General features: G+C 36.4%; 11 protein-coding genes. 5 read left to right on the top strand and 6 right to left on the bottom strand.

Features of this window, described 5'->3' with window-relative positions; all coding sequences use genetic code 11:
* Positions 1-51 precede the first annotated feature (51 nt).
* The 4 genes from LB465_RS13455 to LB465_RS13440 all read left to right on the top strand — a co-directional run bounded on the left by LB465_RS13455 (position 52) and on the right by LB465_RS13440 (position 3230).
* Positions 52-1410 (top strand): NAD-dependent succinate-semialdehyde dehydrogenase, encoded by a 1359-nt coding sequence (locus tag LB465_RS13455; RefSeq protein ID WP_224470386.1) that lies wholly within the window; start codon positions 52-54, stop codon positions 1408-1410.
* Between the two features lie 9 nt (positions 1411-1419).
* The gene (locus LB465_RS13450) at positions 1420-2295 is read left to right on the top strand and encodes a DUF72 domain-containing protein (RefSeq protein ID WP_224470385.1); all 876 of its coding nucleotides are present in this window, start codon (positions 1420-1422) and stop codon (positions 2293-2295) included.
* A gap of 1 nt (position 2296) precedes the next feature.
* Complete coding sequence (locus tag LB465_RS13445; RefSeq protein ID WP_224470384.1) at positions 2297-2710, top strand: NUDIX domain-containing protein; 414 nt, start codon at positions 2297-2299, stop codon at positions 2708-2710.
* Positions 2711-2834: 124 nt separating this feature from the next.
* A complete protein-coding gene (locus tag LB465_RS13440; RefSeq protein ID WP_224470383.1) occupies positions 2835-3230 on the top strand; it encodes an acyl-CoA thioesterase in 396 nt (131 codons plus the stop codon).
* On the opposite strand, the gene LB465_RS13435 is transcribed toward LB465_RS13440, so the two are convergent.
* Genes LB465_RS13435 through tsaD form a run of 6 tightly spaced genes read right to left on the bottom strand, consistent with a single transcriptional unit; the run spans position 3227 to position 8445 of the window.
* Positions 3227-4405, bottom strand: coding sequence for a class I SAM-dependent methyltransferase (locus LB465_RS13435; protein ID WP_224470382.1), 1179 nt, complete (start codon positions 4403-4405; stop codon positions 3227-3229). The two genes, LB465_RS13440 and LB465_RS13435, sit on opposite strands and share 4 nt — an antisense overlap.
* Before the next feature lie 10 nt (positions 4406-4415).
* Positions 4416-5456: an AI-2E family transporter gene (locus LB465_RS13430; RefSeq protein WP_237690527.1), complete on the bottom strand. Its 1041-nt coding sequence runs from the start codon at positions 5454-5456 to the stop codon at positions 4416-4418.
* Between the two features lie 60 nt (positions 5457-5516).
* Positions 5517-6038, bottom strand: coding sequence for a TrmH family RNA methyltransferase (locus LB465_RS13425; protein ID WP_224470380.1), 522 nt, complete (start codon positions 6036-6038; stop codon positions 5517-5519).
* Positions 6038-6691: a DUF4159 domain-containing protein gene (locus LB465_RS13420; RefSeq protein ID WP_224470379.1), complete on the bottom strand. Its 654-nt coding sequence runs from the start codon at positions 6689-6691 to the stop codon at positions 6038-6040. The genes LB465_RS13425 and LB465_RS13420 overlap by 1 nt, the downstream gene beginning before the upstream one ends.
* 17 nt (positions 6692-6708) lie before the next feature.
* Positions 6709-7419: a 16S rRNA (uracil(1498)-N(3))-methyltransferase gene (locus LB465_RS13415; RefSeq protein ID WP_224470378.1), complete on the bottom strand. Its 711-nt coding sequence runs from the start codon at positions 7417-7419 to the stop codon at positions 6709-6711.
* Positions 7420-7422: 3 nt separating this feature from the next.
* A complete protein-coding gene (gene tsaD / locus LB465_RS13410) occupies positions 7423-8445 on the bottom strand; it encodes a tRNA (adenosine(37)-N6)-threonylcarbamoyltransferase complex transferase subunit TsaD (RefSeq protein ID WP_224470377.1) in 1023 nt (340 codons plus the stop codon).
* A gap of 126 nt (positions 8446-8571) precedes the next feature.
* Here tsaD and LB465_RS13405 point away from each other — a divergent pair, with 126 nt between their 5' ends.
* Positions 8572-12939 (top strand): translocation/assembly module TamB domain-containing protein, encoded by a 4368-nt coding sequence (locus LB465_RS13405; RefSeq protein WP_224470376.1) that lies wholly within the window; start codon positions 8572-8574, stop codon positions 12937-12939.
* The last annotated feature ends 58 nt before the right edge of the window (positions 12940-12997 follow it).

Genomic DNA, 12997 nt, shown 5'->3' with positions numbered 1-12997 from the left:
TCTTTAGTTGGAAGCCTAAATCAACCAAAATTTAAAAACTTTAATCAAACAATGATAGTTTCAAGAAATCCATATACCGGAGAAGAAATCACCAGCCACCACGAATTAACTGATACCGAAGTTGAAAAATGTATAAAAAGAGCTCATTCCAGGTTCAAGTCCTGGCGGGAAACTTCTTTTGCAGAGCGAAGTAATTTAATGATGAAAGCCGCAAAAGAACTTAAAGACAATTCCCGGGAATACGCTGAAGCGATTACCAAAGAAATGGGAAAACCAATTTCCCAGGCCATCGCTGAAGTTGAGAAATGTGCCTGGGTTTGCGAATATTATGCTGAAAACGCTGAATCTCAATTAAAAGATGAAAAGATAAAAACCGATGCGAAAAGCTCCTATGTTGCTTATGAGCCGTTAGGAGTAGTATTGGCCGTAATGCCGTGGAATTATCCTTTCTGGCAGGTATTCAGGTTTGCCGCTCCCGCGCTCATGGCGGGAAATATCGGTATTTTAAAACACGCCAGTAACGTAATGCTTTCTGCTAATAATATTCAGAAAGTATTCGAAAAGGCAGGTTTCCCAGACGATTGTTTTCAAAATCTTGTGATAGGTAGCAAGAAAGTAGAAAGTATAATTCGAAATAAAAAAGTAAAAGCCGTGACTTTAACCGGTAGCGAAAGAGCAGGCAGCAGTGTAGCTTCTATTGCCGGAGAAGAGATCAAGAAATCGGTTTTAGAACTTGGGGGCAGCAATGCGCTGGTGGTTTTTAAAGATGCCAACCTTGCTGAAAGCGTAAAAACCTGCGTACAGGCCCGTTTTCAAAATACGGGACAAAGTTGCATTGCCGGGAAACGTTTGCTGCTGCAAAAAGATATAGCTGAAGATTTCTTAGAAGAATTTACCCGCCAGGTGCGCGAACTGAAAAGTGGCGACCCAATGGATGAAGATACTTTTATAGGTGTAATGGCTAAGGAAAGTTTGGCAGAAGATTTAGAAGACCAGGTTAAAGATTCGGTAAAAAAGGGTGCTAAGATTGTTTTAGGCGGAAAAAGAGACGGTACTTACTTTGAACCAACAATAATTACCGGCGCAAAAGAAGGAATGCCTGTTTTTGATGAGGAAACCTTTGGTCCGGCGATTTCCGTAACTGAATTTAAAGATGAAGAAGAAGCGATAGACCTGGTTAATTCCTCAAGTTTTGGTCTTGGAGTTTCCATTTTTACCGAAGACGAAGATTTCGCGCTTAAAATAGTTCCACGATTTGAAGATGGGGCTGTGTTTGTAAACGAGCTTGTGAAAAGCGATCCTAGGTTACCATTTGGCGGAACCAAAATTTCAGGATACGGAAGGGAATTATCTCATCACGGAATTCAGGAATTTACCAATAGAAAAACCGTTTACTTTAACAAATATTAGTCGGAAACTATGGACTTTGGAAAAGTAGAAAACCCCGAGGATATTGATTATACACTGCCTGAAACTCATCCTGACACCATTAAAATTCTAAACAAGAATGAAAATAGAGGTGAATTTAAAGATGTTCGTATAGGCTGTGCGAAATGGGGTAGGAAGGACCTAAAGAATTTTTACCCAAGGGGGACGAAAGATGAGCTTGTTTACTACTCTTCGCAGTTTAATAGTATAGAATTCAATGGTTCTTTCTATAGAATGTATCCTGAAGAGCAGTTTGAAAAATGGTATGGAAAAGCCGATGATGATTTTAAGTTTTTCCCGAAAGTCCCAAGGCTTATAAGCCATTTAAAACGACTCAACGAAACCGAAGAGCTGACCGATGATTTTGTAAAAAATCTGTTTCAGTTAAAGGAGAAATTGGGAATGGTTTTTCTGCAAATGCCAGGAAACTTTGCGCCAAAGTTTATTGACAGGTTGAACAATTTTTTTACCCATTGGCCAAAGGAAATTCCGCTTTCAGCAGAATTGAGACACAAAGAGTGGTATGCAGATGAAAAAGCAGCCAACGAACTTTATGAGTTCCTTAAAAAAAGAAATGTAGCGCACGTAATTACCGATACCGCTGGAAGACGCGATCTAATTCATATGCGATTAAGCAATACCACTGCATTTATAAGATACAACGGAGCCAATCATAGCTCAGATTATACAAGATTAGACGATTGGTTGGATAGGCTGGAGGAATGGCATAAAGAAGGCCTGGAGAATGTTTACTTTTTTGTGCATCAAAATGTAGAGGAAGCATCTCCATTACTTTCGGCATACTTTATAGAGAAATTCAACAAAAGATTTAAAACAGATATAAAAATACCTAAAACCTTAAATTAAAATGAAACAACAAGAAGTAGCAGTAACCGTAGATAGTGTAGTGTTTTGCAATGCAAATAATGAATTTAAAGTCTTGCTTATAAAAAGAAAAAACGATCCGTTTGGAGGCAAATGGGCATTACCAGGTGGCTTTATTTCAGAAACAGAAAATTTGGTAACCGCTGCCAAACGCGAATTGAAAGAAGAAACGGGCGTTGCAGTAGAAACTATGGAGCAGGTAAGGGCGTTTGGAGCTCCCGGTCGTGATCCCAGGGGAAGAACGATATCTATAGCCTTTGTAAGCAGAATATTTAATGAGGAAAAATTAAAAGCTGCTGATGACGCTGCAGAAGCTCAATGGGTTAGTATTGAGGATTTACCAGAATTGGCTTTTGATCACGCTGAAATCATTGAAGCTGCTAAAAATTATTTATAGGATTAAAAATTCCTTAGTCCTTTTTTATTAAAATCTAAAATAATCTGATTAATTTTAAGGAGTTGGTAAAACTTTGAAAAGCTTTTACCAGCCCGTAATTTATGGTTATTTTTAAAATAAAAATATGAGATTTCATACCAGAAAATGGATTAAACCTGAAGACCTAAACCCAAATGGAACTTTGTTTGGAGGGAATTTATTGGCCTGGATAGACGAAGAATGTGCTTTGTATAGCATTATTCAGCTGGAAAATTCAAAGTGTGTCACTAAATATATGAGTGAGATCAATTTTCAGCATTCTGCGAGACAGGGCGATATTGTTGAAATTGGAATTGAAGTACTAAAATTTGGTACTACCTCACTAACTTTAAAATGTGAGGTTAGAAATAAAATGACACGGCATACTATTATTACTATAGATAAAGTGATTATGGTGACTTTAGATGAAAATGGTAAACCAACACCGCACGGGAAAACTAAGGTAGAATTTGTGAAAGATAGGTTGCAAGAGCGCGCTTAGCATTTTTCACAAAATAGTACGATTTTTTCGTTTTTAGTATTGGTGGTAAAGAATAAATAGTTTTTGCCACCATCTTTTATTTTTAGCTTTTTTCTTAAAATTTCTACACTTTCAGGAAAGTTCCTAACCGTAATATTACCTTTTATTCCCTTAAACTTTTTCTTTAATATACCAGGTTTATATTCTTGAATATCATTTAGTTTAAATTTTCTACCGGGAAAATTAATTTCCATTTCTGAAGTATATAAATGAGAATTGGGATGTAGTTTTGAAGTTTGCGTTTGATGCGTAACTTCTTCGAAAAGTCCGCTTTTCATTATGGCTGCATTGGGCTCGTAAATGAAATTTTTAGGTAGGGAATAGTTTATTTCAGAAGCAGTTTTTTTAAAAATTCCTTCAAATTCTTCAAGGCCGGTTTTAGTAAAATTCCTCGTTTTTATTTTAGTTGCTGAAGTATCATCTTTTTTTAGCATCCACAGTAATTCTTTTACTTCATTATTAACGGCAATGATATGAATTTCAGCTACGAATTTTAATTCTGAAATTCCAGCCTGTAGATCGAGCAGAGGAGAGGTTTTAATGAGAATCGCAGCACTTTTACTAAATAACAAATCAATATTTTCCGGGACATTCGGTAAGCAATCTGCTAGCTTAAAGACTTTTCCTCCCGCATCGTCCCGACGAGCGGGATCTACATATATAGAATCGAAGCTTTGATCAGAATCTTTTAAAACCGCAATGCTATCTTCATTTCTAAAAAAAATATTTTTTCGCCCTAATTGTTTGAAATTATGTGCTGCAATTTCAGATAATTCGCGATTCAGCTCGCAATGAATGACTTCTTTAAAATTTTCAGCAAAATAGTAATCGTCTACTCCCATACCTCCGGTTAAATCGATTAGTGTATCGCCTTTAAGCAGTGAAGCTTTGTATTTCGCCGTAGTTTCAGAGGAAGTTTGCTCTAAATTCAGCTTTTCCGGATAGTAAATTCGGGCTTGCTTAAACCAGGTTGGTAATTTCTTTTCAGCCTTTTGCAATCCGGTTAACTGTTGTGCCAATTCTGAAGAGGAAATATCAGGAAATGGACTTCGGCGCAGCGCTAATTCAGCTGGAGTTGTATTCAGGTTTTTCCTTAAGAACTCCTCAACCTCTTCATTTAATAGCGCTTTATTCAAAATGCAGAGTTTAAAGGTCTCGGGTAAGTCGTTTTACGATCTTGTATTCACTTAAAGATTCTTTGGCGATTACTTTTAGAGCTGTATAGAAAGGAACAGCGACAACCATCCCTGTAATGCCAAACATAATACCGGCAATAAGAATAATAAGGAAAATTTCTAAAGGATGTGATCTCACGCTCGCACCAAAAATCATAGGTTGAGAAATCATATTATCTATAAGTTGGCAAATAGCATAGCCAAGCATAATATAACCCAATTTAGGCAAAATAATCAACTGGAAATCGGCTCCAAGATTACTGGAAATTACGAAAAGCGCCATTAAAATCCCGGCAAAAAGAGGCCCTAAATAGGGTACGAGATTCAGAAAAGCACAAATAAAGGCAATCGCGATAGGATTGTTTATTTCAAAAACACTTAGTAAAATAGCGTAAAGCACAAATAAAACAGTGATTTGTAGCGTTAGCCCCACAAAATAACGAGATAATAATATTTTAATTTTATTAAATACTCGCTGAAACTTCTTCTCGTCTCCCTGGTTGGCAAAAACCAGGATACTATTCAACATTAATTTACTGTCTTTTAGCAAGAAAAATGAAATAAAAAGTATAGAAAAAATAGCGATTAAAGTGGCGCCTAAAATACTAAAAAGATTGTTCAGCAACCTTGGTACCGCACCAATATCAAAATTTCTTATAAATTCACTTTGTTTTAAGCCTTCAATTAAATTAATCTCTTCTACACCTAAATAATTATTTATCTGATTATTTAGCTCATAAACGTCGCTTCTAAAAGCTTCCATGTCTATTCGACTTAGATATTGACTTTGCTCAATCACAATAGGTACGAAAACAAGGATGATGCCCGCGAATATAGCGAGAACAAGAATAAGCACTATAATTACTGAAAGCTGATTGGGTATTTTTAACCGCTGTCTTAAAAAGATAACCACAGGCCGCCCAACCAGGGAAATTACAGCGGCGATAGCTATATAAACCAATACCGATTGGATTTCCCATAAAAAATACAGCAATAGAATAATACCAATCATTATTCCTGTTGCCCTTAAAATCCCTAAAGTAATTGATTTTGAATTCACGAGGTAAATATATTATTTCTTAGCGAAAGCAAATATTGTTTTTGATATTTCGTATAATGCTATTCCTGCAGCCTGTGCAACGTTCATACTACTGTTTTGCCCAAACATATTGATATGCAAATGTTTATCTGAAATTTTTAATAATTCTTTATTTATTCCTGACGCTTCATTTCCCAAAATTAAGACGATACCTTTTTTCTCTTCGGAATATTGAAAATGTTCAACTGGAATGCTGGCTGAAGTAATTTCCAGTGCATAAACCTTGCAGTTAATTTTTGAGTCTTGAGTAAAAGCAATCACATCCTCGGTAAATTCGTGTGCAACCGTTTTATGTGTATTTCTGGCAGTTTTTTGAAGCCTTCTGCTGTTAAGGTTTGGTTCAACTCCTGAAAACACAATTTTATCTACATTAAAAGCATCGGCGAGTCTAAAGATGCTGCCTATATTGGCTTCACCGGTAATATTGTCTAACAGAAGAATTACCGGAAATTTTTCTTTGCTGAATTTTTTATCAAAATGGGAGAGTTGTTCCATTAATTTTCAAATGCATATTTTAAAATATTGGCTCCCATCTGTAATGCTTTTAGTCTTACTTCTTCAGGATCGTTATGAACCTCCGGGCTTTCCCAACCATCGCCAAGATCACTTTCTACGGTAAACAAAAGTACCAGTCTATTTTTATCAAAAATTCCTAAAGCCTGTGGCGGTTTATTATCGTGCTCGTGAATTTTGGGTAAACCGCGAGGAAAACTAAAAGCAGTATTGAAAATAGGATGGTTTGCTGGCAGTTCTTCCAGTTTTTTCTCCGGAAATACCTTTTGCAATTCCTTTTCTAAATATTGCTGCATTCCGTAGTTATCGTCTATATGAAGAAAACCACCGCTTAACAAGTAGTTTCTAAGATTTTCAGCTTCTTTGTCGTTGAAAATCACATTCCCGTGGCCCGTCATATGGACAAATGGATATTGAAAAATATCTGAATTTCCCGGGGTGACAGTGACGGGTTTGGCATTTAAACTGGTCCCTATATTATTGTTTGCAAAAGTTATAAGATTAGGTAACGATGTGGGATTTGCATACCAATCGCCACCGCCGTTGTATTTTAAAAGTGCAATCTCCTGGGCAGTTAAAAACTGGCAAAAACCAAAAAAAAGGAATAGAAAAGAATATTTTTTTAAATGCAACATCAGGGTGAAAAAATTGATTAATCCTCATTAATAAGAGCAACAGTATGGCAGCCCACTAAGGCTGCTGTTTCTGTTCGTAAACGGCTTTTGCCTAAACTTACAGCTTTCCAGTTATTTCCCATCGCTAATTTTATTTCTTCAGGAGAAAAATCACCTTCAGGACCAATTAGGATAGTTATATTCTCTTTTGGTTTAGCTTCATTTTTCAATGAAAAGCGTTCCATTCCGTCCTCGCAATGAGCGATAAATTTTTGTCCTTCAGTATTAGCTGCTATAAAATCGGAAAAATTAATCGCTTCGTTTATAATCGGTAGGCTAAAATGCAGGGATTGTTTCATCGCGCTTTGCAAAACCCTTTCGTAGCGATTCAGCTTTATTGTTTTTCTTTCGCTATGATCGCAAATTATGGGTGTGATTTCGTCAATTCCAATTTCGGTTGCTTTTTCCAGGAACCACTCGTACCTGTCGTTCATTTTTGTGGGTGCAACCACAAGGTGTAAACGATATTTTTTCGAATTTTCTTCCTCAACATCAACTATTTTAGCTAAACATTGTTTTGGGTCAGCTGTTATGATTTCCGCAGTAAAAAGAAAACCTTTTCCATTAGTAACTTTTAAAGTATCACCCGGATTTTTTCGTAAAACCTTCGCAATATGTCGACTTTCATCTTTGGGAAAGACAATTTGTTTATCAGTTTTTTCAATATTCGGGGTATAAAAAAGTTGCATCGGTTAAAATTTGTAGCGTGCCTGTGCGGTAATAGCAAAATCTGAAAAATCTTTTTTTAAAAACTTATAATGTCCAGCAATGGCAATCATTGCAGCATTATCTGTAGTGTATTCGAATTTCGGAATAAAACAGGTCCAACCATATTTCTTTTCAGCTTCCATAAGTGCGTTCCTAATCCCACTGTTTGCCGAAACCCCACCGGCGATAGCAATTTGGTTAATGCCGGTTTGTTTTACGGCTTTTTTAAGCTTATCCATTAAGATCCTAACAATAGAAAACTGAATAGAAGCGCAAATATCCTTTAAATTTTCTGCAACAAAATCAGGATTCTCTTTGGTTTGCTTTTGTACAAAATAAAGCACAGAAGTTTTAAAACCGCTAAAACTAAAATTCAAATCGGGCACTTTTGGATTCGGAAATGGAAAAGCTTTAGGATTACCTTCCTGCGCATATTTATCGATTAAAGGTCCACCAGGATAGGGTAGACCCAAAATTTTAGCGCTTTTATCGAAAGCTTCGCCTACGGCGTCATCTGTAGTTTCGCCAATTACTTCCATTTCAAAATAATTAGAAACTTTTACAATTTGGGTATGCCCGCCACTTATAGTCAATGCCAGGAATGGAAAAGTAGGTTTTTTAAAGTTTTCTTCTTCAATAAAATGAGCAAGAATATGCGCCTGCATATGATTTACTTCTATAAGCGGAATACCTAAACCAAGTGATAAAGATTTTGCGAATGAGGTGCCTACAAGCAAAGATCCCATAAGACCAGGACCACGTGTAAAAGCAATTGCAGATATATCTTTTTTCCCGATATTTGCCCTGGCTATGGCCTGGTGGATCACAGGAACTATATTTTGCTGATGAGCTCTGGAAGCGAGTTCTGGAACCACACCACCGTATTTTTGATGAACTTCCTGGGTTGCAACAATGTTAGACAGTATTTTGCCGTTATGCAGTACAGCAGCAGCCGTATCGTCGCAGGAAGATTCGATCCCTAATATGTAAATATTTTGTGAGGCCATTAAGAAATAAGGGGCATAGAAATTGTTAATATTGTGTACAAAGTTAAAATATAAAAGCGTATCAAAAAATTCTGGAAAATATTAACTAGAACAGTGGTTGCGCTGGTTTTACTTTTTATCATAATTTTGATCGTTTTCTCCATTCCTGCTGTTCAAACAGGTGTTGCTAGCCGAATTACTACTTCTATTAACGAAAACAATAATGTAAATATTTCTGTAGACCGGGTAAGTTTAACTTATTTTGGGAGAGTGAAAATTAGCGGAATTTACATTGAAGACCATCATAAAGATACCTTAATTTTTTCAAAAGAATTACGCACTTCCCTTTTAGGAATTTCAAATCTCTTTAGCAATAAGCCACATTTGGGCAAAACCTACTTAGATGGTTTAGAATTAAATATGCGGAAATATAAAGGAGAAGACAGGGATAATCTTGCCTATTTTATTCAGCAGTTAAGCACAGAACCTACAGGAGATTCTACGCAGTTTGAGCTTTTGGTTGACAGGGTTGAAATTAACAATGGCTATTACAGTTTTATAAACGAAGAGAGTGAAAACCCTGAATTCGTGGTCCTGGATGATCTAAATATTTATGCCACAGATTTAAAAATCAATGGACCTGAGATAGATGTTAATATCGAAGGACTTAAAGGCTATGAAAAGCGCGGATTAAGAATAGATAATTTGAGTACAAATTTTTTCTATAGTCCCCAGCGAATGATAATGGATAATCTCGCTATCCAAACTCCGCAATCTTTAGTTAAAGGAGATCTTGAATTTAATTATGAAACCGAGTATTTTTCTGATTTTGTAAATAAAGTAGAAATATCAGGAACTTTTACTGAAAGTATTATTTCTAGTACCGATCTACAGACTTTTTATGCCAATTTTGGTGAGGACCAGATTATGCAATTAAATACCGATATAAATGGTACTTTAAACGATTTTGTTCTTCCAAATCTAGAGCTAACCGGGATGGATCGTAGCAGGGTAGTTGGACATGTTAATATTGAAGGCGCCTTTTCCAAAGGTGGGGAAGATTTTAAACTTACCGGAAATTTTAGCGATTTCACTACTAATTATTACGATCTCGTGAATTTATTGCCCGGTGACCTTCAGGGAAAACTACCTGAAAGCCTTCGCGAATTTGGCAATTTAAGAATGCAGGGAGACGCCTTAGTTACCAGTTCAAATTTAGATGCCGATGTGATTATAAATACCCAATTAGGTTCAGCTGAAGCTGATGTGGTTCTACGCGGATTTAATAATACCAGAGACGTTACCTACGAGGGAAAACTAATTTTTGAAGATGTAAATATTGGAAAACTGGCCAATAATGAAAGTCTGGGGAAAACCAGTTTCAATCTGGATATAGATGGTACCGGTTTTGACGCTGAAACCCTGGATGCCGAATTAAAAGGGCAAATTTCTAAATTGCAATTCAACGGGTATACTTATCAAAGTATTAGAGTTATAGGGAATCTTAGAAATCCTGTTTTTAATGGGTTATTAATGGCTAGAGATCCTAACCTGCAAATGGAATTCAATGGGTTAGCCGACCTTTCTGAAGATATTAATAACTACGATTTTGAAGCATCTATAGGTTATGCCGATCTTAATGCGCTCAATTTTGTTTCTCGCGATAGCCTTTCTATTTTTAAAGGTGATGTGATTATGAATATGAAAGGAACTGATATCGATGATGCTTTTGGTGAAATTTTATTATTGAATACTTCTTATCAAAATCAGAACGATCTTTATTATTTCGATGATTTCAGTGTTACTTCAAGTTTTGAAGGCAGGGAAAGAACCTTAAGTATTAACTCTCCCGATGTGATAAGCGGGGAAATTACAGGAGATTTTAAGCTTTCAGAAATAAGACCTTTAATCGAGAATTCCCTGGGAAGTATTTATACTAATTATCAACCTAGGACAATTACCAATAACCAATACCTGGAATTCGATTTTGATATTTATAATAAGATTATAGAAGTTTTTTATCCGGAAATTAACCTGGCACCAAATACTTTTATTCGCGGGCATTTAGCTTCAGATGAATCTGAGTTTAAAGTGAATTTCCGTTCGCCCAGGATAGATATCTTCGGAAATATGATGGAAACCGTTAATCTAAACGTAGATAACACAAACCCTATATATAACACCTATTTTGATGCTGATAGCGTTTCAACAGACTTTTACAATTTTTCAGAATTCAGCTTCATTAACGTAACACAGCGTGACACACTGTTTATAAGATCTGAATTTCAGGGAGGAAAGAACAATGAAGATTTCTTTAATCTCAATCTCTTTCACACGATTAACGAAGAAAATAAATCGGTAGTTGGTGTTCAGCGGTCCGATCTTACTTTTAAAAATAATACCTGGTATATAAATGAAGAAGGCAACAAAAACAATAAAATAGTCTTTGACCTCGATTTTAAAGATTTTGCCATAGATTCTTTAGTAATGAATCATAAAAATGAGGAAATAAGGCTTAGCGGTGTGATGCGGGATTCCACTTATAAGGATTTTAAAATGGAATTTGACAATGTTGATATTGGAAAAATCACCCCACATATAGATAGCCTTGACCTTGCCGGAACACTTAATGGTAAATTTGATTTACTACAGGAAAGCGGGGCCTATTATCCTAATACAAACCTACGGGTAGATTCTTTAAATATTAATGATAATTTGCTGGGTAACCTGGTTCTTGAGGTAGAAGGAAATGAAAACCTTACGAATTACGCTATAAATGCAAATTTGCGTAAAAACGGGAATGAATCTTTAAATGCCATTGGAAGTATAAATGTTAGCGGAAATGAACCTACCATTGATATGGATATTGATTTAGATGAATTAAATCTCGCTGCTTTTAGTCCTTTAGGAGGGGAAGTACTTAGCAATATTAGGGGTGCTGCTTCGGGAAATGCCCAGGTTTCCGGAAATTATAAGAATCCCGATTTCGCGGGAGAGTTAAGTCTCGAAAATGCAGGTTTAAGAGTCCCTTACCTTAACATTGACCTGGATTTTAAAGATGAAGCCGTAGTTAATTTAACTCAGCAGGAATTTGTATTTGATGATGTTGAAATCGTAGATACCAAATACCAAACAACCGGAATTCTTAATGGTAGTATAGGTCATACAAATTTTACCGAATGGGATTTAGACCTTAATATTGATACCGACAGGCTTCTGGTTTTAGATACTGAAGGGGATGAAGATGCTCTTTATTATGGGACAGCGTTTATTAGCGGCGATGCAAGTATCGTTGGCCCTACTGATCAATTAGTCATAGATGTTACAGCCACAACCGAGCGTGGAACCGTTTTTAAAATTCCTTTGAGTGATACTGAATCGGTTGGAGATAACTCTTACATTCATTTCTTAAGCCCTGAAGAAAAAGCAGCCCGTGAAGCCGGAGAAACCATAGAACTTCCTGAAGTGACCGGTTTAGAACTTATTTTTGACCTGGATATCACAAATGATGCTGAAGTAGAAGTAGTGGTAGACCAAACCAGTGGTAGCACTTTAAGGGGACGTGGTTCAGGGAATTTGCTTCTGGAAATTAATACCAGTGGCAAGTTTAATATGTGGGGTGATTTCGTTGTTTATGAAGGCGTGTATAACTTTAAATATGCCGGGCTGGTCCAAAAAGTTTTTAATGTAGAATCTGGGGGTAGCATTAACTGGAATGGGGATCCTACAGATGCGCAACTGGATGTAAGCGCCATTTATGCTTTAAATGCCAATCCCGCAGTTTTACTGGAAAACCCATCGATTAACAGAAAAATCCCTGTTGAAGTAGTTATTAATCTTCAGGGAGAAATAGAACAACCAGATATTACTTTTGATATTGCTTTCCCAAATGCCAGTTCTGTGGTGAGATCTGAATTAGAATATAGAATGGACGACCGTTCCAGTAAAGAATTACAGGCATTATTCCTGGTTACCCAGGGAGCTTTTTATAGTGAATTTGGTTTGAGGCAAAATGCGATTACGGGAACTTTGGCAGAAAGGGCGTCAAGTATAGTAAACGATATTTTTGCCGGGGACGATGGTAAGTTCCAGGTGGGTGTTAATTATGTACAGGGCGATCGCACCCCAGATCAACAAACCGTAGATCGTTTTGGATTAACGCTTTCTACCCAAATTAGCGATCGGGTAATTATAAACGGCCAGGTTGGAGTGCCCATTGGCGGAGTAACCGAATCTGTTATTGTTGGTGACTTGGAAATCGATTTCTTATTAAATGAAGATGGGACTTTAAGAGCCAAGGTTTTTAACAGGGAAAATAATATTCAGTTTATAGGAGAGGAAATAGGCTTTACCCAGGGTATTGGTATATCTTATTCTGTAGATTTCGATACTTTTAAAGAATTGATTAGAAAAATTGCAAATACCGAGATTCAGTCTTTAAATAGTGAAACTGAAAATAGCGAGGCTTCACGCCCCGTTTCTCCCGATTATATTCGTTTTCCCGATGAAAACTAAAATTGGAAAGAAAACTTTAAAACTTAATCATTTTTCTTTTCAGGTAGCTTCTGAGTTT

The sequence above is a fragment of the Salegentibacter lacus genome (genome assembly GCF_020164555.1).
Lineage (GTDB): Bacteria > Bacteroidota > Bacteroidia > Flavobacteriales > Flavobacteriaceae > Salegentibacter > Salegentibacter lacus.
This window is presented reverse-complemented; position numbering and strand designations above follow the sequence as displayed.